This window comes from Burkholderia pseudomultivorans (assembly GCF_001718415.1).
Taxonomy (GTDB): Bacteria; Pseudomonadota; Gammaproteobacteria; order Burkholderiales; family Burkholderiaceae; genus Burkholderia; species Burkholderia pseudomultivorans_A.
Map to the genome: position 1 here is coordinate 499,833 of NZ_CP013378.1, position 21,898 is coordinate 521,730.

The following is a 21,898-nucleotide window of genomic DNA, read 5'->3' on the forward strand; positions in this document are numbered from 1 at the left end:
GGCCCGCCCGCGCACGCGTCGGCGTCGCGGAGTCGGTCGACCTGCCGTGGCAGGCCGGTTCGGATTCAGAGGGCGCGGGGCGGTGTGCCGCGCGTCGGCGGGCGACGTCTAGCGGTCGTCGCGGTCGGCCGGACGCTCCTGGAAGCGCCACAGCGCGAGCAGGCTGATGGCGCCGCAACCGAGCACGTACCACGCGGGCGACATCGGATCGCCGGTGCGATGCAGCAGCCACGTCACGTTGAATTGCGCGAAGCCGCCGAATACCGTCACGCCGACGCTGTAGATCGTCGCGAGCGCGGTGGCGCGCACGCGCGGCGGGAACGCTTCCATGATCAGCAGCAGGAACGCGGAGCTGCCGGCAGTCGCGAAGGCCATCACGACGATGACGATCGCGACCATCAGCCCGACCGACGGCGCGGCGATCAGCAGCCGAAAGGCGGGATACACGCACGCAAGCGACGCCAGCCACGTGACGGCGATCATCGGCTTGCGGCGCGGCAGTCGATCGATGATCCACAGCCCCGACACGAGCGCGGCGACGATCATCGTCAGCCCCGACGCGCAGCCGGCGAGCAGCGACGTCGCCATCGGCAGGTGCAGCGTGCGCACCGCGTAGGCGGGCATGTAGAACACGAAGATGTACAGCGTCGACGTGCTGCCGACGATCAGCAGCGTGCCCAGCGCGACGCGGCCGAGGTAGTGCGTGACGAGCTCGCGGACCGCGCTGCCGCGCGCATCGCGCGCCGCCGTGTGGGTTTCGTCGAGATGACGGCGGATGTAGAAGCCGACCGGGCCGAGCAGCAGGCCGAGCAGGAACGGCACGCGCCAGCCCCAGCTCGCGAGCGCGTCGGCCGGCAGCACGGCCGACAGCAGCGCGCCGCTGAGCGCGCCGAGCAGCGCCGCGATGCCCTGGCTGATCACCTGCCAGCTCACCATGAAGCCGCGGCCCGACAGCGGGCCCGATTCCATCAGCAGCGTGGTCGACGCGCCGATCTCGCCGCCGGCCGACAGCCCTTGCAGCAGCCGGCCGATCACGACCAGCACCGGCGCGACGACGCCGATGCGCGCATAGGACGGCGTCAGCGCGATCAGCGCAGTACCCGCGATCATCAGCTGGATCGTCAGCGTGAGCGCCGCGCGCCGGCCCGCGCGATCGGCGTAGTTGCCGATCAGGATGCCGCCGAGCGGACGCATCACGAAGCCGACGCCGAACGTCGCCATCGCGAGCAGCAGCGGTCCGACGTCCGAATCGACGGGAAAGAAGGTTTTGCCGATCAGCGCGGCGAAGTAGCTGAACACGGTGAAGTCGAACATCTCGAGCGCGTTGCCGGCCGAGGTGGCGATGATCGTCCGGGTCTGCGCCGAGCGGCGGCGCGGGGCGGGCGGCGCGTCGACGAGCGGCGTGGCGGCGTCTTGCATCGGGAATGTCTCCGTCGGGAATGGGTATCGGTATCGTGAGCGTCGTCAGGTTTCCTGCGAGCTGGCTGGATGTTAAGACCGGGCAAAACATCGCGATACGCGCAAATTTTTATCCTGATAACATCCGTTTATCCCCTCGATGTCCTCCCGCCCGCTCCCGTCATTCGTCGCATGAAACTTCACCAGCTCCGCGCGCTCGTGGCCGTCGCGCGCTCGGGCAGCATCCACGAGGCCGCCCGCACGCTGCACCTGACGCAGCCCGCCGTTACGCGCTCGCTGCGCGATCTCGAGGACGAACTCGGCCTGATGCTGGTCGTGCGCAGCTCGTCGGGCGTCACGCTGACCGATGCGGGGCGCGCAATGCTGCAGCGCGCCGAACTGGTGGTCAACGAGGTCGCGCGCACCGAGCAGGAGATGGCGCAGTTGCGCGACAACCGGCAGGGCCGGCTCGCGATCGGCATGACGCCGCTCGCGGGCATCACGGTTTTGCCGGCCGCGTACAACCGCTTTCGCCGCGCGATGCCCGACGTGCAGCTCGAATTCGTCGAAGGCAGTCCGTCGCAGCTCGTCGAGCAGCTGAAGAACGGCGCGCTGGATTTTGCGCTGGGCGCCGGCACCGATGCGCAGGATTTCACGTCGGTGCGCTGCGTGCATCTCGAGACGTTTCCGATGTGGTTCGCGGTGAGCCGCAAAGGGAAGCTGGCCGGCGCGACATCGCTTGCCGATCTTCAGGAAGCCGAATGGCTGCATACGGGGCCGTCGACGGAATTCCGGGCGTTCCTCGCCGAGCTGTTCGAACGCGCGGGGCTGCCGCCGCCGCGCCGCGTCACGCGCTGCGCGTCACAGACGCTGTTCTATGCGCTGGCGGTCAATAGCGACGTGGTGACCGCGTGGACGCAGCTCGCGCTGCGCGGCGACGCGTCCGATACGCTGAAGACGCTCGACCTCGTCGAGCAGCCGGTTGCGCGGAACCTGTATCTGCTGTTTCGCGAAAGCGCGGTATTGACGTCGTCGGCCGAGTATTTCGTGCGCTGTATCGACGATGCGCTGCAGGCCGAGCGGGCGCAGGCGGGAAAGGGTGGCGGTGCGGCAAAGGCGTCGCGGCGCGCGCGGGGCGGTTGACGCGGCGAACGGGTGGGGAGGGGCGACGTCATTCCGTTCGATGCTTTCCACCTACCTCATGCAGTGTCGGCGCTCAGCCCGGACGTTCGCCCTACACCACCGAGCGTGGCAGTCCCGCCAGCGATTTCAGGATGACCGCGGTGACGCCCCAGATGTCGTATGGCTGATCCGCCCAGTACCACGAACCGGTGCGCTCTCCTTCGACATACTGTCGCGGCAGATCCGGATTCAGCAGCGTGGCGAACGGGAATTCGAAGATCTCGTCGACTTCGGCAGGCGCCGCCTGCCAGCGGGCCGTCTCGGGCACGACGCCGATCACCGGGAAAATCGCGTGATTCCGCTTTCTCGTCTTGTGTATCGGCAGGCACCCGACCAGCCGGACCGCGTCCGGTTCGAGATGGATTTCCTCGAACGCCTCGCGCAGCGCCGTCGCGCCGATCGTGCGGTCCGACTCGGCTGGCCGGCCGCCGGGGAAGCTGACATGCGACGAGTATTCACGCAGCCCGGACGAACGCCGGGTCAGCAGTATCGTCGGCTCGCGACGCGGCACGATCGCCACCAGGACAGCCGAGAATTTCCATGGCTCGGGGTCGTCCGCGAGGTAGGTCGCCGCGACCGACCAGTCCGTCGAAGCGGGAATCCGCAGGTCCGTTACGCCGCGTTCGATCGTTTCGAGAGCGGCGCGATAGCGCTCGCCATCCGGGCGCGGCATTGACCGTTCGTGCTTCGCATCGAGGACGCCTTTGTCGGTTTCCATGTCTGTTCCGCGGATCGGAATCCATGCGCGCCGCGTGACGCGCTCGGGTGGTTCGGGGACGGCAGCGTTGCGGTGAAGCCGTTCGAGTATAGGTGCGTTTGCGCCCGAACGGGAGTCCGACTTTCGCGCCGCACGAAAACGCCCGTGCCGAATGGCCCGCATACCGGGCGCGCATCGTTTGCCCCGCGCCGGGAGATGCCGGCCTGCGTCGAAGATCGAGAACGCGCCGGCAGCGCGTCAACCGGAGCGCGCGCGATCGTGCCCGGCCGCCTCGTCGATCGCCGTCAGCAGATCGTCCACGCGCACCATCAACTCGCGAACCTGCCGCAGCGTCGCGTATTGATGCAGCACGGCGCGCCATTGCGGCATCGTGACCAGCGCATCCCAGATCACGCCGAGCGCGTGCGCGTCGACATCGGCGCCGCGTGCGAGCGCACTCGCATAATCGAGGCTCGCCTGCGCCGACAGCAACTGCATCCGGCTCGCGGCGCTCAACATGCGCGGCGTCACTTCAGCGCCGGTGTCGCAGCAGTAGATCACTTCGCGCTGCAATGCCGCTTCGTCGGTCGTCAACGCAGCAAGCGACGCGCCGTGCACGCGGACCGCGCCTTCGCGCGTCCCGAACGCATAGAGCGTCGCACGGTCGGCCTGTGCGAGCAGGTTCAGGCCGCGCAGCAGTCGCGGCAAGTCGGTCGTCGCGGCATCCGCGGACGCCTTGGCTTCGACGAGAAAGCGCACGTGCCACGCGGCGTCCGGGCCTTCGTCGCGCGCGCGGTCGAGCAGGACCGCATCCCATTCGGTTTTCGCGCGATCGTGCCGGCCGGGTATCGACGACGGCACGCGCATCGACGTCACCACGCGATAGGTGCGCTGCGCGTCGTCGGCATCGAGCCGCCGCGCGAGCGCGCCGAGCGCCTGCGCCGCCGATGCTTCGACGGCGGCGCCGCGCCGATGCGACGTGGCGCCCTGCGCGACGGCGAGCGTGCTGCCGGACTCCGGCCCGTGATGCGCGATCAACGCGCGGTATTCGCGCACCTGCGGATCCGGCGCCAGTGCGTCGATACGCAGCAGACGCTCGAGCGCCGCGCTGTCCTGCAGCTTGTCGAGGTCGCGCGCGAACGCGGCGTCGGCGGCCATTTCCGAGCGTGTGCGCAGGCGCTGCAGCGCGTCGCGGAACGCGCTCCACGAACCGGCAAACGCGGCCGCATGCAGCTCGGCGAGCGCATCGCGCTGCCATGCGTGCGCGAGCCGCTCGCGCTTGGCCGGATGCGCAAGCGCGTTGACGGCCGAGCGCAGCGTGCGCCGGTCCTGCTCGGCATGCGCGGTGAGCGACGCGTATTCGCGTACGCCAGGCGCATCGTGGCGCAGCACGGCGGCCTGAAATGCGGGGTCGCCGGAGCGGGGATCGATGGCCTCGCGGATCATCCGCGCGAGCGCGTCGATGAAGCCGCGTCGCAGTGCCGGTGCGACCGGTTCGCCGGCGGCCAGCGCCGCGCGGGCCGCCTCGATCGTGGTCGCAATGTCGGCGGCCGGACTGGCCGCGTCGCTCGGCGACGCCGTCTGAACGAGCGACGCGAGGCGATACCGTCGACGGACGGTGCGCAGTATTCGATCGAGCAGGGCAGGCAACGGAAGCGGCGACATGACGGATACCGGTTCGGAAAAGTGTGGGGCGCTCATGCGGTCGAAGTGCGGCCGGCCGCGGCTGGCCGCATGTCGACCGGGCGCGGCGGCACGCGCGAGGGCGTGCCGCCGCGCGTCATGCCGTCAAGGTCACCGACAGGCTGCCCAGCTCGCCGAAGCGGACCGTCAGCGCATCGCCGAGCGGCACGTCGATCGCGCCCGCGTACGAGCCGGTCGTCACGATCTGGCCGGCGCGCACCGCGTCGCCGCGCGACGCGAGGAAGTTGACGAGCCAGACCAGCGGCTTGAGCGGATCGCCGTCCGGATGGCGACCGTCGATCGTGCGGGTCAGCCCGCCTTCGAACGTGATCGCGAATGCGTCCAGCGGCACGCGCAGCCCGTCGGGCACGACCGGGCCGACGCAGAGGCCCTGGTTGAACTGCGCATCGGCGAGCAGCTCGAATTTCGTCGCGCGCGCGGGCTCCGCGTAGCGGCAGCCGAGCACTTCGAGCACCAGCCGCACTTCGCGGATCGCGCCGCGCACGTCGGCTTCGTCGTACGGCCGCTCGCGCGCCGGCAGGTCGCGGTCGAGCACGAAGGCGATTTCCGGTTCGATCCGCACGGTCGGCGTGCCGCCGACGACGCGGTACGGCGCGTCGGCGTCGCGGATCGTCGACGCGAAGATCGGCGCGACGATCACGCGGCCCGGCGGCGGCAGCGCACACTTCCATCCGCCGATGGCTTCGCCGAGCAGGTCGGCGACGCGATGCTGGATCGCGAGCGCGGTGTCGATATCCTCGGGGCGGAGGGTGTCGGGCAGCAGCGGGCCGGGGACGCCGGCATGGCGGGCGGCGACGAGGTGCTGGGCGGCGCCGTCCACGCGTTCGAGTGTCGTGGTCATGTCGGTTGAGCGTAGTGAAGAGGACCCGGCGAAAGCGGCCGGGCAAAGCGGATCAGACCGATGATAACGGTTTCGGCGCACCCGCTGTCTCGCAACGGGTCGCGCCCCCGGTTCGACGGGGCGCGCGGGCCCGCTCGCGCGACCGGCTCCGCGCGTCGCTTTGCCGCACGCGCGTGTTCGGCCGTCGCTTGATTCCCGTCAATATTCGAACCCGCCGGCCGCCGATGATGGTGACATGGCTGCGCGCGATCGCGCGCGGCAGTCCACCCCAGCGAGGTTCGCATGTACGAGAAGATCATGGTGGCCGTCGACGGCAGCGCGTCGTCGAAACAGGCGCTTGCCGAAGCATTGAAGCTCGCGAAAGCGGGCGGCGCACAGCTCAGCATCGTTTACGTGGTCGACAAGTCGGTGCTGTTCACCTACGCGGGCCGCTTCGATCCGCACGCACTGGTCGAGGAGATCCGCAGCGACGGCACGAAGGTGCTGCGCGAAGCGGAGCAGCTCGTCGCACAGGCCGGCGCGAACGGCGAGGCCGAACTCGTCGAGACCGAGAGCATCGGCGAGGACGTCGCCGAACGCCTGCAGCGCTACGTGAAGGAGCACCGCATCGATCTCGCGGTGGTCGGCACGCACGGGCGGCGCGGCTTTCGGCGGGTGCTGCTCGGCAGCGTCGCCGAGCGCTTCCTGCGCGGCTCGAACTGCCCGGTGCTGCTGATTCGCGGCGGTGCTGCGGCGGAGTCGTCCGCTGCCGCGGCCTGACGCGGGCGCGCGATGATACGTCGCCAGTACAGGATCGTCGTCGCGGCGATCGCGGTGTTCGTGACGCTGGCGGGCATGATGGCCGTCGTGACCGGCCTGCTGTTCGACGACGCGGTCGCGTTGCGCGGCGGCGCGATCGCGCTGATCGTCGGCGCGGCCGGTTTCGTCGTGATGCTCAATCCGACCGCGAAGGGGGAGGAATGACGCCGCGCGTGCCGGTTGCACGGCCCGGCAGCGCTTCATCGGAGCCACGGAGGTGTCGAAATGAAAGCACTCGTTTATCACGGTCCCGGCAAGCTCGCGCTTGAATCGCGGCCCGAGCCGACGCTGCAGTCGGCCACCGACGCAATCGTGCGCGTGACGCGCACGACGATCTGCGGCACCGACCTGCACATCCTGAAGGGCGACGTGCCGACCTGCGAGCCCGGCCGCGTGCTCGGCCACGAGGGCGTCGGCGTCGTCGAGCAGGTCGGCGCGGCCGTCGATACGCTGAAACCCGGCGATCACGTGCTGATCTCGTGCATCTCGTCGTGCGGCCGCTGTGCGTATTGCCGGCGCGGCATGTACTCGCACTGCGAGACGGGCGGCTGGATCCTCGGCAACCGGATCGACGGCACGCAGGCCGAATACGTGCGGATCCCGCACGCGGCGACGAGCCTGTACCGCATCCCGCCCGGCGCGGACGAGGAGGCGATGGTGATGCTGTCCGACATCCTGCCGACCGGCTTCGAATGCGGCGTGCTGAACGGCAAGGTCGAGCCCGGCAGCACGGTCGCGATCGTCGGCGCGGGACCGATCGGGCTCGCGGCGCTGCTCACCGCGCAGTTCTATTCGCCGGCGCGGATCGTGATGATCGATCCCGATCGCCGGCGTCTCGACGTCGCGCGACGCTTCGGCGCGACGGACTGTATCGACGGTCGCGACGGCGAGCCGGCGGCCGTGGTGATGAAGCTGACCGACGGCGTCGGCGTGGACTGCGCGATCGAGGCGGTCGGCATTCCGGCGACGTTCGAGCTGTGCACGGCGATCGTCGCGCCCGGCGGCGTCGTCGCGAATGTCGGCGTGCACGGCACCCAGGCCGACCTGCATCTCGAGAAGCTGTGGGACCGCAATATCGCGATCACGACGCGGCTCGTCGATACGGTCAGCACGCCGATGCTGCTGAAAACGGTCGGCGCCGGGCGGCTCGATCCGAAAAACCTGATCACGCACCGCTTCGCGCTCGACGATATCGCGCGTGCATACGACACGTTCGGCCGGGCCGCGGAAACGCACGCGCTGAAGGTCGTCATCGAAGTCGCCTAGGTTGCGGCGAAGGCGCGCACGCCGTCGCGCGGCGCGGCGCATACCGCGCGCGCAACCGTCCGGCTTCACGGTGCCGGCGTACCGGGACCGGCATCGTCGAGATCGACGCGCTCGCCGTATGTCGGCACCTCGCAGCGCCAGTGCAGCCGCTCCTCGATGCGCCTGCGCAGCGCATCCGCGGCCGCCGGTTCGCCATGCGTGACGAAGGTGCGCGTCGGTGCGTCGCGAAGCGCGCCGAGCCACGCGAGGATGTCCTCGTAATCGGCATGCGCGGACAGCGCCGACACGGTCTCGACCCGCGCCCGCACGCGCACGTATTCGCCGTGGATCTTCAGCGTCGGCTCGTGCGCGGCGAGCGCGGCGCCGCGCGTGCCGGCGGCCTGGTAGCCGACCAGCGCGATCGTGTTGCGTGCATCGGGCGCGTAGCGGCTCAGGTGATGCAGCACGCGTCCGCCGGTCGCCATCCCGCTGCCCGCGACGATTACCATCGGTCCCTGCCGTGCGGCGATCGCCTTCGACTGTTCGACGGTGCGGACCATCGTCGCCGCGTGGCCGAGCGCATCGGCCTCCGACATCGTCAGCCGGTGATCGAGCAGATGGTGGCGATAGACGCCGGTCACGTCGGTCGCCATCGGGCTGTCGAGAAAGACGGGCACGTGCGCCATCCGGCCGCTCGCCTTGAGCCGCGCGATGTAGTACAGGATCTCCTGCGCACGTCCGACCGTGAAGCTCGGGATCACGACCACGCCGCCGCGCGCGAAGGTCGCGTCGAACAACGCCGCGAGTTCGGCCTCGGGGTCGGAATCGGGATGCAGGCGGTCGCCGTAGGTCGATTCGACGACGACGAAATCGGCATGTACGGGCGCCCTCGGCGCGTGCATGATCGGGTCGTCGCTGCGGCCGAGATCGCCCGAGAACGCGAGCACCCGGTGTGGCCGCCAGTGGACCACGATACTCGCGGCGCCGAGGATGTGGCCGGCCGGCAACAGCCGGAACGACAGGCCGTCGCCGAGCGACACGCATTCGTCGAACGGGCGCGGCTTCAGCAGCTGCAGCGCGCGCTGCGCATCGTCGCTCGTGTAGAGCGGCAGGGCCGGATGGTGCTTCGAGTAGCCGTGCCGGTTCGCGAAGTCGGCCTCCTCTTCCTGCAGCCGCGCGCTGTCGTGCAGCAGGATCTCGCACAGCGCCGCGGTGGCCGGCGTGCAGTACATGGGCCCGCGATAGCCGTCGCGCGCGAGCACCGGCAGGTAGCCGCTGTGGTCGAGGTGCGCGTGCGTGACGACGACGGCGTCCAGCGTGTCGGCGGGAACCGGCAGCGTGCGCCAGTTGCGCAGGCGCAGGTTCTTGGTGCCCTGGAACAGCCCGCAGTCGACGAGCACGCGCAGGCCGTCGTGCTCGAGCAGGTATTTCGAGCCGGTGACGGTTTCGGTCGCGCCCAGGAAAGTCAGTTTCATCGGGCACCTCGTCGGAGTCGCGATTGTCGATGCCACCGTTAGAACGGGCGCGCGGGCGCGGGCTTTGACGGAAATCAGCAAACGGCGAGGGCAGCGTTCCCTCGGGCGGGCGACCGCCTGCGCCGTCGCCGGAATGGCCGGGTGGCCGCCGTGGCGGCGCGCCGTTTGATCCGGGCCCGAATAGGGTGGCTGCGCGCCGGGCGCGCGAGCGGCGGATCGATGCGGGTCGCGGCCGTCCGGCCGGCCCGTCTATCGCGCGTCCGGCGACGACGGCGTGCCCGACAGCACGAAGCCGGCCACGCCGGACGTCAGCGCGATCACCGCGAAGCCGAACACACGGCTGCCGTCGAACAGCATCGCATGCAGCACGCCGATCGCGGCGCCCAGCGCGACGAACACGCAGAGCGTCGCGAGCGCGAGCCGCACGGTATGGCTGGTCATAGGGCGTTCCTCGTCGAAGTTCATTGAGCCACCCGTCGCGATCGCGAAGCGGGGCGCCGTCACACGCGTGTCACGACGAGCATCATCGCGTGCCGGCGCGCGCTGCGATTGACCTGGGTCAACGGGACGGCTGCGCCGCGCGCTGTGCGGTGACGATTGCTGCAGTGCGGCCGGCGCCACCGTGATTTATATCAAGCCGTGATATGTCCAGACGCCAGACAATACGTCTGACCGACAAAGCGACGACCGGATATCGATCGTCCTTTACAACCGCGATTCGACATCCTTAAATAATCTGGTCTGACAAAAGACCGGAAAAACGAGATCCCCATGAGCCATTTCCTGGACAGATTGCGTTATTTCTCGACAACGAGGCCACGGTTTTCCGACGGACACGGCGCCGTCACGGACGAGGACCGAACGTGGGAGGACGGCTACCGGCTGCGCTGGCAGCACGACAAGATCGTCCGCTCGACACATGGCGTGAACTGTACCGGCTCCTGCTCGTGGAAGGTCTACGTGAAAGGCGGGATCGTCACGTGGGAAACCCAGCAGACGGACTACCCGCGCACGCGCCCCGAAATGCCGAATCACGAGCCGCGCGGCTGCTCGCGCGGCGCGTCGTACTCCTGGTACCTGTACAGCGCGAACCGCCTCAAGCACCCGCTGGTGCGCAGCGCGCTCGTGAAGCTGTGGCGCGATCGGCGCCGCACGATGGCGCCGGTCGACGCATGGCGCTCGATCGTCGACGACCCCGAGGCCAGGCGTGCGTACCAGAGCCGGCGCGGGCTCGGCGGCTTCGTGCGCGCGAGTTGGGACGAGGTCAACGAGATCGTCGCGGCGGCGAATGTCCACACTGTGGAACGGCACGGCCCCGATCGCGTGGTCGGCTTCTCGCCGATTCCGGCGATGTCGATGGTGTCGTATGCGGCCGGCTCGCGCTACCTGTCGCTGATCGGCGGCGTATGCCTGAGCTTCTACGACTGGTACTGCGACCTGCCGCCCGCGTCGCCGCAAACCTGGGGCGAGCAGACCGACGTGCCCGAATCGGCCGACTGGTACAACTCGACCTTCATCGTGATGTGGGGCTCCAACGTCCCGCAGACGCGCACGCCGGACGCGCACTTCCTCGTCGAGGCGCGCTATCGCGGCACCAAGGTCGTGTCGGTGTTCCCCGATTACTCGGAAGGCGCGAAGTTCGGCGACCTGTGGCTGCATCCGAAGCAGGGCACCGATGCGGCGCTCGCGCTCGCGATGGGGCATGTGATCCTGAAGGAGTTTCATCTCGCGGGCCCGGCGCGCAGCGACTACTTCGTCGACTACTGCAAGCGCTACACCGACATGCCGTGCCTGGTGCGCCTCGTGCCGCACGGCGACGGCTACGTGCCCGAGCGGCTGGTGCGCGCATCCGACTTCGACGACGCACTCGACGAAGCCGCGCATCCGGAGTGGAAGACCGTGATGATCGACGACGCAACCGGCGAATTCGTCGTGCCGGTCGGCTCGGTCGGGTTCCGCTGGAGCCAGCACACCACGGAAGGATCGCGCGACAAGGGCAAGTGGAACCTGCGCGGCGAGACCTCGAAGGGGGCGGCGCTGTCGCCGCGGCTGTCGAATGTGGCCGCGCACGACGACGTGGTCGACGTGCTGTTCCCGTACTTCGGCAACCAGCCGCACGCGCACTTCAACTCGACGCAGCACGCATCGGAACTGTCGCGGCGGATCGGCGTGCGGCGCGTCGCAACGCGCGACGGCGAGATGCTGGTCGCGACCGTGTACGACCTGTTCGTCGCGAACTACGGGCTCGACCAGGGCCTGGGCGGGCGCGACGTGGCGACGAGCTATGACGACGACCTGCCATATACGCCGGCCTGGCAGGAGGCGATCACCGGCGTGAAGCGCGCCGACGCGATTGCGGTCGCGCGGCAGTTCGCGGAGAACGCGCACAAGACGCAGGGCAAGTCGATGGTGATCATCGGCGCGGGGATCAACCACTGGTTCCACATGGACATGTCGTACCGCGCGATCATCAACATGCTGATCATGTGCGGCTGCATCGGCAAGCCGGGCGGCGGCTGGTCGCACTATGTCGGCCAGGAGAAGCTGCGGCCGCAGACGGGTTGGACCGCGCTCGCGTTCGCGCTCGACTGGAACCGCCCGCCGCGGCACATGAACTCGACGTCGTTCTTCTACGCGCACACCGACCAGTGGCGCTACGACCCGATGGACCCGGCCGCACTGCTGTCGCCGCTCGCGGACAAAGCGCAGTTTCACGGCGCGCCGATCGACTACAACGTGCGCGCGGAACGAATGGGCTGGCTGCCTTCGGCGCCGCAGCTCGGCGAGAATCCGCTGAAGGTCGGCGCATCACTGGCCGATCCGGCGCAGGCGGGCGCGGAGGTCGCGCAGCGGCTGAAGTCGGGGGCGCTGAAGATGGCCTGCGAAGACCCCGATGCGCCGGAAAACTTCCCGCGCAACCTGTTCGTGTGGCGCTCGAACCTGCTCGGCTCGTCGGGCAAGGGACACGAGTACTTCCTGAAGCATCTGCTCGGCACGACGCACGGCGTGCAGGGCGAGGATCTCGCTGCAACCGGCGGCGCGCGCCCCGAGGAGGTGACGTGGCGCGACGAGGCGCCGCGCGGCAAGCTGGACCTGCTCGTCACGCTCGACTTCCGGATGTCGACCACCTGCATGTATTCGGACGTCGTGCTGCCGACCGCGACGTGGTACGAGAAGGACGACATGAATACGTCCGACATGCACCCGTTCATCCATCCGCTGTCGGCGGCGGTCGATCCCGCATGGGAATCGAAGAGCGACTGGGAGATCTTCAAGGGCATCGCGAAGCGCTTTTCCGAGCTGTGCGACGGGCATCTCGGCGTCGAGCGCGACGTCGTGCTCGCGCCGATCGCGCACGACACGCCGGCCGAGCTTGCGCAGCCGTTCGAGGTGCGCGACTGGAAGCGCGGCGAATGCGAGCCGCAGCCGGGCCGCACGATGCCGGCGGTGATTGCCGTCGAGCGCGATTATCCGAGCACCTATGCACGCTTCACGTCGCTCGGCCCGCTGATGGACAAGCTCGGCAACGCGGGCAAGGGCATCGGCTGGGACACGAAGGACGAAGTGCAACTGCTCGGCGAGCTCAACTACCGGGTGGCCGAAGGCGCCGCGCAAGGCCGCCCGCGCATCGATACCGCGCTCGACGCGGCCGAGGTGATACTCGCGCTCGCGCCCGAAACCAACGGCGAAGTGGCGGTAAAGGCGTGGTGCGCGCTGTCCGGCGTCACCGGCATCGACCACACGCATCTGGCCGCCGCGCGCGCGGACGAGAAGATCCGCTTCCGCGACATCCAGGCGCAGCCGCGCAAGATCATCTCGTCGCCGACCTGGAGCGGGATCGAATCCGAGCACGTGTCGTACAACGCGGGCTACGTGAACGTGCACGAGCTCGTGCCGTGGCGCACGATGACGGGCCGCCAGCAGCTGTACCAGGATCATCCGTGGATGCGCGCGTTCGGCGAATCGCTGTGCGTGTACAAGCCGCCGATCGATACCGGCAGCTATGCGCACATGCTCGGCAAGCGCTCGAACGGCAATCCCGAGCGCGTGCTGAATTTCCTGACGCCGCACCAGAAGTGGGGCATCCACAGCACGTACACGGACAACCTGCTGATGCTGACGCTGTCGCGCGGCGGCCCGATCGTATGGATGTCGGAGGACGACGCGAAGGCGATCGGCGCGGTCGATAACGACTGGATCGAGTGCTACAACTCGAACGGCGCGCTGTGCGCGCGGGCGGTAGTCAGCCAGCGGATTCCCGCCGGGATGGTGATGATGTACCACGCGCAGGAGAAGATCGTGAACACGCCGGGCTCCGAGATCACCGGCACGCGCGGCGGCATCCACAACTCGGTCACGCGCATCGCGCTGAAGCCGACGCACATGATCGGCGGCTATGCGCAGCTGTCGTACGGCTTCAACTACTACGGGACGGTCGGCTCGAACAGAGACGAGTTCCTGATCGTGCGCCGGATGAACAGGATCGACTGGCTCGACGGAGAAGAACACGCGGGCAACCCGACAACGCAGGCCGTACGCGAAGGAGAAGCCTCATGAAGGTACGCGCACAGATCGCGATGGTGCTGAACCTCGACAAGTGCATCGGATGCCATACCTGCTCGGTGACCTGCAAGAACGTATGGACGAGCCGCGACGGGATGGAATACGCGTGGTTCAACAACGTCGAGACGAAGCCGGGCATCGGCTATCCGAAGGACTGGGAAAACCAGGACCGCTGGCGCGGCGGCTGGCAGCGCCGCGCGGACGGCAGGATCGAGCCGCGCCTCGGCGGCAAGTGGCGGCTGCTCGCGCAGATCTTCGCGAACCCGCATCTGCCCGAGATCGACGACTACTACGAGCCGTTCACGTTCGACTACGCGCATCTGCAGGAAGCGGGCAACGCGCGCGCGATGCCGGTTGCGCGGCCGCGTTCGCTGGTGAGCGGCCAGCGGCTCGAGAAGATCGAATGGGGGCCGAACTGGGAAGAGATTCTCGGCGGCGAGTTCGAGAAGCGCGCGAAGGACTACAACTTCGAGAACGTGCAGAAGGAGATCTACGGGCAGTTCGAGAACACCTTCATGATGTACCTGCCGCGGCTGTGCGAGCACTGCCTGAACCCGGCGTGCGTCGCGTCGTGCCCGTCGGGCTCGATCTACAAGCGCGAGGAGGACGGCATCGTGCTGATCGACCAGGACAAGTGCCGCGGCTGGCGCATGTGCGTGTCGGGATGCCCGTACAAGAAGATCTACTACAACTGGCAGAGCGGCAAGGCCGAGAAGTGCATCTTCTGCTATCCGCGCATCGAGGCCGGCCAGCCGACCGTCTGCTCGGAAACCTGCGTCGGGCGCATCCGCTATCTCGGCGTGCTGCTGTACGACGCCGACCGGATCGGCGAAGCGGCGAGCGTGGAGCGCGAGCAGGATCTGTACGAGGCGCAGTTGTCGCTGTTCCTCGATCCGGAAGATCCGGCCGTGATCGCGCAGGCCGAGCGCGACGGCGTGCCGTCCGCATGGCTCGATGCCGCGCGGCGTTCGCCGGCCTACAAGATGGCGATCGACTGGAAGATCGCATTCCCGCTGCATCCGGAATACCGGACGCTGCCGATGGTCTGGTACGTGCCGCCGCTGTCGCCGATCAACGCGGCCGCGAACAGCGGCGTGCTCGGCATGAACGGTTATCTGCCCGACGTCGAATCGCTGCGCATTCCGCTGCGCTACCTCGCGAACCTGCTGACGGCCGGCGACGAGGCGCCGGTGAAGCTCGCGCTCGAACGGCTGCTCGCGATGCGCGCGTTCATGCGCGCGCGCCACGTGGACGGCGTCGATGCGCGCGGCGTGCTCGACCAGGTCGGACTGTCGCTCGCGCAGGTCGAGGAGATGTACCGCTATCTCGCGATCGCGAACTACGAGGATCGCTTCGTGATCCCGACCACGCATCGCGAGTATGCGGAGAACGCGTACGACCTGCGCGCGTCGTGCGGCTTCTCGTTCGGCAACGGCTGCTCGGACGGCCGTTCGTCCGCGAGCCTGTTCAGCACGAAGAAGGGCGCGAAGACCATTCCGATTCACGAGGCCTCGCGATGAGCACGACACCCGATCCGACCTATGCGGCATTCGCGGCGCTGCTCGATTATCCGGACGACACGCTGGTCGACGTGCTCGATTCGATCGAGACGCACCTGCGCGAGCGCGCGCGGCTGCCGAAGGCGGCGCGCGCCGGGCTCGCGCGGTTCTTTGCGTACCTGCGCGAACGCGACCTGCTGACGCTGCAGGAAAACTATGTTGCGCTGTTCGATCGCGGCCGCGCGACGTCGCTGCATCTGTTCGAGCACGTGCACGGCGAGTCGCGCGACCGCGGGCAGGCGATGGTCGACCTGCTGCAGATGTACGAGCGGCACGGGCTGGTGCTGAACCCGGGCGAGCTGCCCGACTACCTGCCCGTGTTCCTCGAATACCTGTCGCGGCTGCCCGCGCCCGACGCGCGCAGCCTGCTCGGCGAGACGGGCGAGATCCTGCGCGCACTCGCCGGCCAGCTCGCGCAGCGCGGCAGTCACTACAGCTTCGTGGTCGGCGCGCTGCTGCCGCTGGTGGGCCTCGCGCCGGTCGACGCGCCGGCGTCGGCGCACGACGACGTCGCCGACGAGCGGCCGGGCGCCGACGACTATCGCGCGCTCGACGCCGCGTATGCGGACGAAGCGGTGCGCTTCGTCGGCGCGGCGACGCCGGCGGAGCAGACGATCCGGTTCCACGACACGCGGCCGGCCCGCGGCGCGCACGCGCCGGGCCCAACAGGGGAAACTTCATGAACGACTACCTGCACCAATTCCTGTTCGGGATCTACCCGTACATCTGCCTGGCCGTGCTGCTGGTCGGCAGCCTGATCCGCTTCGATCGCGAGCAGTACACGTGGAAAAGCGACTCGTCGCAGCTGTTGCGCCACGGCATGCTGCGGCTCGGCAGCAACCTGTTCCACTGGGGCGTGCTGGTCGTCGTGCTCGGGCACTTCGCCGGCTTTCTCGCGCCGCACTGGCTCGTGTCGCCGTTCCTGTCCGCATCGGGGCACCAGCTCGTCGCGATGGTCGCGGGCGGCGCGGCCGGCGTGGCCGCGATCGTCGGGCTGACGATCCTGATCTGGCGTCGGCTCGGCGACGCGCGCATTCGCCGCAACAGCCGCAAGTCCGACATCCTGGTCGTGCTGATGCTGTGGGTGCAACTGGCGCTCGGGCTCGGCACCGTCGTGCTGTCGACGCGCCACATGGACGGCGCGATGTTCGAGCAGCTGACCGACTACGTGAAGGGCGTCGTCACGTTCCGCCCGGACATCGCGAGCCTGCTCGTCGGCGTGCCGCTGACCTACCGGCTGCACATCCTGCTCGGCTTCACGATCTTCCTCGTGTCGCCGTTCACGCGGATGGTGCATATCTGGAGCGGGATCGCGTCGGTCGCCTACCTGATCCGGCCGTACCAGCTCGTGCGCAAGCGCTGAGGGGGCGACATGAACGACTTGCTGCATCAGGCGCCGGCGACGCTGCGCATCAACGGCGTGGCGATCGACGACGATGCGATCGCCGCCGAGGCCGCGCATCACGGCGACGCGCGCGATCCGCTCGACGCGGCGCGGCGCGCGCTCGCGGTGCGCGAGCTGCTGCGCCAGCGCGCGGTGTCGCTCGCGCTGCTCGACGGCGATGCGGCGCTCGACGACGCGGCCGTCGATGCGCTGCTCGAACGCGAACTCACGCACCTGCCCGAACCGGATCGCGCGGATTGCGAACGCTACTACGCGCAGCATCCGGCACGGTTCCGGCGCAACGACATCGTCTATGCGAGCCATGTGCTGTTCGCGGTGACGGACCGCGTGCCGCTCGCACCGCTGCGACAGCGGGCGGAGGCCGCGCTGGCCGACGTGGTCGCCGCGCCCGATACGTTCGAGGCCGTCGCGCGCGCGTCGTCGAACTGTCCGTCGGCGCAGCTCGGCGGCAGTCTCGGGCAACTGCTGCGCGGCGACACGGTGCCGGAGTTCGAGGCCGCGCTGTTCGACAGCGACGGCATCGGCGTGCTGCCGAAGCTCGTCAACACGCGCTTCGGCTTCCATATCGTGCGCATCGAGCGCCGCGTGCCGGGCGACACGGTGCCGTTCGACGAGGCTGCCGCGCAGATCGCCGCGCACCTGTCGGCGCGCGTGCGCGAGCGCGCGATGCGGCAGTACGTGGCGATACTCGCGGGTAAGGCGCATCTCGAAGGCGTTGCGTTCGACGGTGCAAACGGGCCGCTGGTCCAGTGAAACGAGGTCAAGGTATGGTAATTCAACAAGCGAGGGTTGCGCCCGCCGAGCAGGCGCAGGCCATTCCGCTGCGGGCGTGGTCGGTGCTGGCCGCGAGCACGCTCGCGTTCATGGTGTGCTTCGTCGTGTGGATGATGTTCGGCGTGCTCGGCGTGCAGTTGCGCGCCGATCTCGGCCTGAACAGCACCGAGTTCGGGCTGCTGACGTCGACGCCGGTGCTGACCGGCGCGCTGATGCGCCTGCCGCTCGGCACGTGGACCGATCGCTTCGGCGGCCGGATCGTGATGACGGTGCTGCTCGTCGTGTGCGCGGTGCCGGTCTACGTCGTCAGCTACGCCACCGCGCTGTGGCAGTTCCTCGTGATCGGGCTGTTCCTCGGCTGCGTCGGCGCATCGTTCGCGGTCGGCACGCCGTACGTCGCGCGCTTCTTTCCGCCGCAGCGGCGGGGGCTCGCGATGGGCGTGTTCGGCGCGGGCACCTGCGGCGCGGCGGTCAACCTGTTCGTCACGCCGCTGCTGCTCGACGCCTACGGCTGGCGCTTCGTGCCGCGCGTCTATGCGGTCGCGCTGCTGGTCACGGCCGTGATCTTCTGGTTCGCGTCGGCGCGCGATCCGGGCGCGGGCAAGCAGGGCGGCTCGCTGCTCGATTCGTTCAAGGTGCTGCGCGACCCGCGCGTGTGGCGACTCTGCCAGTACTACTCGATCACGTTCGGCGGCTTCACCGCGCTGTCGCTGTGGATCCCGCAGTACCTGAAGAGCGAATACGGGATGTCGCTGGTGATGGCGTCCGCGTTCGCGGCCGGCTTCTCGCTGCCGGGCTCGGTGCTGCGCGCGCTCGGCGGCGCGCTGTCCGACCGCTTCGGCGCGCATGCGGTCACGTGGTGGGGGTTGTGGGTCGCGTGGATCTGTCTGTTCCTGCTGTCGTATCCGGCCACCGACTTCGTGATCCATACGATCGACGGCACCGCGTCGGTGAGCGTGTCGATGCCGGTCGCCGGCTTCGTCGTGCTGACCTTCGTGCTCGGCGCGGTGTTCGCGTTCGGGATGGCGTCGACGTTCAAGTACGTCGCCGACGATTTCCCGGACAACATGGGCGTCGTGACCGGCATCGTCGGGCTCGCGGGCGGGCTCGGCGGCTTCCTGCTGCCGATCCTGTTCGGCATGCTGCTCGACCTGCTGCGCGTGCGCACGACCTGCTTCATGTTCCTGTACGGGATCGTGTGGGTGTCGCTGATCCTGATCTACCTGTCGGAAGTGCGGCGCACGCCGGTGACGGGCTGAGGCGCGCGACCGGACCCGATGGCGCGGCGCCGGCGAAGCCCGGCGTCGCGCCGTCGCGATGAACCGGTCGGCGCCGTATCCGGCCGCCTGCAGTTCTGTCAAACTGGCGCCTATGAAACCGCGCCTTGCCCCTCCGTCTTCCACCGATTCTTCCGCTGCATCCGCAGGCTTTCCCGACGCCGACGAACTGGCCGCGCTGCGTGCGTGGTATGCGGGCATGCCGGTGCGGCAGGCGGTCGAGCGCTATCTGCCCGCGCGGCTCGGCAACGGACGCTCGGCGCGCGGCGTGATCGGCGGCATCCGCCGGCGTCTCGTGCGCATCGCGCGACAAGTCGGCCGGACCGATCTCGCGGAGCGGCTCGGTCATTCCGACGGTGAGCGTTTACGGGAAGCGAAGGCGGCGGCCGAAGCGATCGCGCAACTGCGTCACGCGCGTGCGCCGGTGCCGCAGATCAGCGACGACATCGGTCTCTGGCTGCCTGCACGCGCCGTCGCCGCATTGCGCGCGCACGGCATCGACACGCTGGCCGATCTCACCGTGCGGATTCCGCGTCGCCGGCAATGGTGGAAGGCGATTGCGGGGCTCGGCGCAGCCGGCGCGCGGCGCGTCGAGACGTTCTTCGCCGCGCATCCCGAACTGACCGAGCGCGCCCGCGCGCTGATCGCCGCGACGCCGCGCAGCGCGATCGTGCCTTGGGAGCAGCTGAAGCTGCCGCACGAGGTCGACGGTTCGGCCGGCACGTTTCGCGCGCCGCGCGCGACCAGCACGCTCGACGCGGACAACGACTACGCGGCCGTGCACGCGTGGCTGTCGCTGCACGAATCGGCGGCGACGCGCCGTGCCTATCGAAAGGAAGCCGAGCGGCTGATCCTGTGGGCGATCGTCGAACGTGGCCGCGCGCTGTCGTCGCTGACGACCGAGGATGCGGTCGCGTATCGCGCGTTTTTGCGGCGTCCGACGCCGCACGAACGCTGGGTCGGTCCGGTGCGTCCGCGCGGCGCGCCCGACTGGCGGCCGTTTTCCGGCGCGCTGTCCGCGCGGTCGGCCGCGTATGCGCTGTCGGTGCTCGGCGCGCTGTTCCGCTGGCTGATCGAACAGCGCTACCTGCTCGCGAATCCGTTCGCGGGCGTCAAGGTGCGCGACACGCGCGGCGCGACCGCACTCGACACGTCGCATGCGTTCACCGAAGGCGAGTGGCTGCTGGTGCGCGCGATCGCCGACGGGCTCGAATTCCGCAAGCCCGTGTCGCCGGCCGCGCCGGCTTCCGGCTGGACGCCGGCCGCCGCGCAGCGGCTGCGTTTCATCCTCGATTTCGGTTATGCGACCGGCCTGCGCGCGAGCGAGCTGGTCGGCGCGACGCTCGGCGGCATCGAGACGGACGCGCACGGCGACGCATGGCTGAAGGTGATCGGCAAGGGCAGCAAGGCCGCACGCGTCGCGCTGCCGCCGCTCGCACGCACCGCGCTCGACCGCTATCTGGTCGCACGCCGGCTGCCCGTCACGCCCGCGCGGTGGCGGCCCGACACGCCGCTGATCCCGAGTCTCGCGGAAGACGGCGCGGCCGCGATCACCAGCGTGCGGCTGTGGAAGGTGATGCAGCGTTTCTTCGCGCAGACGGCCGAACTCGTCGATGCGGAGCATCCCGCGCTGGCGCAGAAGCTGCGCCAGGCGAGCCCGCACTGGATGCGCCACACGCATGCGACGCATGCGCTGGCGCGCGGCGCGGAGCTGACGACCGTGCGCGACAACCTGCGCCACGCGTCGATCTCGACGACGTCGATCTATCTGCACGGCGACGACGTGAAGCGCGCGCGGCAGCTGTCGAACGCGTTTGCCGCGGACAAGTGAGCGACGGGCGCGGTTGACGATTTCTCCGTGGAGGCGGCGTCCCGGCCTTGTCGACGGCCGGCCGCGGCTCGGCTCGCGTGCCTCGCGTCGCGCTGAAAAGCCGTCCCGGCGATCCGGAACGGGCACTTGCCCATTTTATGAGCGCGCCGCGCAAACCCAGGCGGGGCAAGGGAGAGCGCCGGTTTTCCACATGGTTGTCCAGTGGAACTGTGGATAGTGCGGCGGCCTCCGGCGCACGGTTCGCGACGTTTTCGATCGACGCCTCAGCCCGGCTCTCGCGACGCCGTTCGCAATGGCGACGCGCATTGACGAATGCCGTCGGCTGCACCCGGCGCTCATGCGGAACCGGCATGTTTTTGAAAAATTGGATCCAAAAATCCAATCCGAGGTACTATCGGCCCATTCTTGCAACGACGCAGGGCCGCCCATGAATCCATCCACTGCCCGCAGTTCGGCCGCGCCGGCGATATCGGCCGAGGAGGAGGCGTATCGCTTCCTGCTCGCCGAGATCATCGAGGGTCGTTACGCGGCCGGGCAGCGGATCGTGGCCGATGCGGTCGCCGACGCGCTGTCGATGAGCCGGATGCCGGTGCGCGCCGCGCTGCGGCGGCTGCACGACGAAGGGCTCGTGATCCTGCGGCCGAACCGCGGCGCGATCGTGCGCGGCCTGTCGGTCGCCGAGGTGCAGGACATCTTCGACATGCGCATTGCGCTCGAAGGCCTCGCGATGCGGGTCGCCGCGCCGCACTGCACCGACGAACACCTGCGCACGCTCGAGCGCCTGCTCGAGGACATGGACGCCTGCGTCGGCGATACCGAGCTGTGGGTCGAGCGGCATTCGGCGTTTCACCACTATCTGTGCGAGATCGGCGGCCGCATGCGGCTGTATCAGCAGATTCGTTCACTGTACACGCTGATCGAGGGGCCGATGCGCCTGTGGATCGAGCAGGCGACCTTCAGGCGCAAGCGGGCGCGCGATGCGCACCGCGAGCTGATCGACGCGTTGCGCACGCGCGATCCCGCCGCGGCCGAACGGGCGATTCGCGAGCATATCGAATCGACGGTGCCGCAGGTCATCGCCTTTCTCGAGTCGCCGCCGCCGAAGGACTGACGCGCCGGCGGGCCTCTCCGCGTTTGTGATTCACCCTC

The 21,898-nt window shown here is 69.0% G+C and carries 18 protein-coding genes; 12 read left to right on the plus strand and 6 right to left on the minus strand.

Going from position 1 to position 21,898, the window contains the following annotated elements; translation table 11 throughout:
• Positions 1–108: 108 nt before the first annotated feature.
• Positions 109–1,419: an MFS transporter gene (locus tag WS57_RS15080; protein WP_059513514.1), complete on the minus strand. Its 1,311-nt coding sequence runs from the start codon at positions 1,417–1,419 to the stop codon at positions 109–111.
• Positions 1,420–1,590: 171 nt separating this feature from the next.
• Here WS57_RS15080 and WS57_RS15085 point away from each other — a divergent pair, with 171 nt between their 5' ends.
• Positions 1,591–2,541, plus strand: coding sequence for a LysR family transcriptional regulator (locus WS57_RS15085; protein ID WP_009689434.1), 951 nt, complete (start codon positions 1,591–1,593; stop codon positions 2,539–2,541).
• A gap of 91 nt (positions 2,542–2,632) precedes the next feature.
• On the opposite strand, the gene WS57_RS15090 is transcribed toward WS57_RS15085, so the two are convergent.
• From WS57_RS15090 to WS57_RS15100, 3 genes are all read right to left on the minus strand, one after another.
• A complete protein-coding gene (locus WS57_RS15090; protein WP_230973881.1) occupies positions 2,633–3,460 on the minus strand; it encodes an NUDIX hydrolase in 828 nt (275 codons plus the stop codon).
• A 75-nt stretch (positions 3,461–3,535) separates the two neighbouring features.
• Positions 3,536–4,942 carry a hypothetical protein gene (locus WS57_RS15095; RefSeq protein WP_059606090.1) on the minus strand — a complete coding sequence of 469 codons (1,407 nt, stop codon included), beginning with the start codon at positions 4,940–4,942 and terminating at the stop codon, positions 3,536–3,538.
• A gap of 115 nt (positions 4,943–5,057) precedes the next feature.
• Positions 5,058–5,822, minus strand: a complete 765-nt coding sequence (locus WS57_RS15100) for a 2-keto-4-pentenoate hydratase (protein ID WP_069244486.1) — start codon at positions 5,820–5,822, stop codon at positions 5,058–5,060.
• Between the two features lie 282 nt (positions 5,823–6,104).
• On the opposite strand from WS57_RS15100, the gene WS57_RS15105 reads away from it, so the two are divergent.
• The 3 genes from WS57_RS15105 to WS57_RS15115 are packed head-to-tail and all read left to right on the plus strand — an operon-like array spanning position 6,105 to position 7,886.
• Positions 6,105–6,581, plus strand: a complete 477-nt coding sequence (locus WS57_RS15105) for a universal stress protein (RefSeq protein ID WP_069244487.1) — start codon at positions 6,105–6,107, stop codon at positions 6,579–6,581.
• A gap of 12 nt (positions 6,582–6,593) precedes the next feature.
• Positions 6,594–6,785, plus strand: a complete 192-nt coding sequence (locus WS57_RS15110) for a DUF2964 family protein (RefSeq protein WP_038455643.1) — start codon at positions 6,594–6,596, stop codon at positions 6,783–6,785.
• Between the two features lie 60 nt (positions 6,786–6,845).
• The gene (locus WS57_RS15115; RefSeq protein ID WP_069244488.1) at positions 6,846–7,886 is read left to right on the plus strand and encodes a zinc-dependent alcohol dehydrogenase family protein; all 1,041 of its coding nucleotides are present in this window, start codon (positions 6,846–6,848) and stop codon (positions 7,884–7,886) included.
• 65 nt (positions 7,887–7,951) lie between these two features.
• Here WS57_RS15115 and WS57_RS15120 read toward each other — a convergent pair whose 3' ends face one another.
• Together WS57_RS15120 and WS57_RS15125 are read right to left on the minus strand one after the other, a co-directional pair.
• Positions 7,952–9,340, minus strand: a complete 1,389-nt coding sequence (locus tag WS57_RS15120) for an MBL fold metallo-hydrolase RNA specificity domain-containing protein (protein WP_069244489.1) — start codon at positions 9,338–9,340, stop codon at positions 7,952–7,954.
• A gap of 249 nt (positions 9,341–9,589) precedes the next feature.
• Positions 9,590–9,781 (minus strand): DUF2964 family protein, encoded by a 192-nt coding sequence (locus tag WS57_RS15125; protein ID WP_059513504.1) that lies wholly within the window; start codon positions 9,779–9,781, stop codon positions 9,590–9,592.
• A 330-nt stretch (positions 9,782–10,111) separates the two neighbouring features.
• Here WS57_RS15125 and WS57_RS15130 point away from each other — a divergent pair, with 330 nt between their 5' ends.
• The 8 genes from WS57_RS15130 (at position 10,112) to WS57_RS15165 (ending at position 21,860) form a co-directional block, all read left to right on the plus strand.
• A complete protein-coding gene (locus tag WS57_RS15130; protein WP_069244490.1) occupies positions 10,112–13,897 on the plus strand; it encodes a nitrate reductase subunit alpha in 3,786 nt (1,261 codons plus the stop codon).
• Positions 13,894–15,423 carry a nitrate reductase subunit beta gene (narH, locus tag WS57_RS15135; RefSeq protein WP_009691675.1) on the plus strand — a complete coding sequence of 510 codons (1,530 nt, stop codon included), beginning with the start codon at positions 13,894–13,896 and terminating at the stop codon, positions 15,421–15,423. The genes WS57_RS15130 and narH overlap by 4 nt, the downstream gene beginning before the upstream one ends.
• A complete protein-coding gene (gene narJ, locus WS57_RS15140; RefSeq protein WP_009691676.1) occupies positions 15,420–16,145 on the plus strand; it encodes a nitrate reductase molybdenum cofactor assembly chaperone in 726 nt (241 codons plus the stop codon). The genes narH and narJ overlap by 4 nt, the downstream gene beginning before the upstream one ends.
• Positions 16,142–16,825, plus strand: coding sequence for a respiratory nitrate reductase subunit gamma (gene narI / locus WS57_RS15145; protein ID WP_059513500.1), 684 nt, complete (start codon positions 16,142–16,144; stop codon positions 16,823–16,825). Before narJ ends, narI begins: the two co-directional genes overlap by 4 nt.
• A gap of 9 nt (positions 16,826–16,834) precedes the next feature.
• The gene (locus tag WS57_RS15150; protein ID WP_009691678.1) at positions 16,835–17,620 is read left to right on the plus strand and encodes a peptidylprolyl isomerase; all 786 of its coding nucleotides are present in this window, start codon (positions 16,835–16,837) and stop codon (positions 17,618–17,620) included.
• A 14-nt stretch (positions 17,621–17,634) separates the two neighbouring features.
• Positions 17,635–18,900, plus strand: coding sequence for an MFS transporter (locus WS57_RS15155; RefSeq protein WP_069244491.1), 1,266 nt, complete (start codon positions 17,635–17,637; stop codon positions 18,898–18,900).
• Between the two features lie 112 nt (positions 18,901–19,012).
• Positions 19,013–20,749 (plus strand): phage integrase family protein, encoded by a 1,737-nt coding sequence (locus WS57_RS15160; RefSeq protein WP_059513496.1) that lies wholly within the window; start codon positions 19,013–19,015, stop codon positions 20,747–20,749.
• A 427-nt stretch (positions 20,750–21,176) separates the two neighbouring features.
• Positions 21,177–21,860, plus strand: a complete 684-nt coding sequence (locus WS57_RS15165) for a GntR family transcriptional regulator (RefSeq protein WP_009691684.1) — start codon at positions 21,177–21,179, stop codon at positions 21,858–21,860.
• Positions 21,861–21,898: the final 38 nt, after the last annotated feature.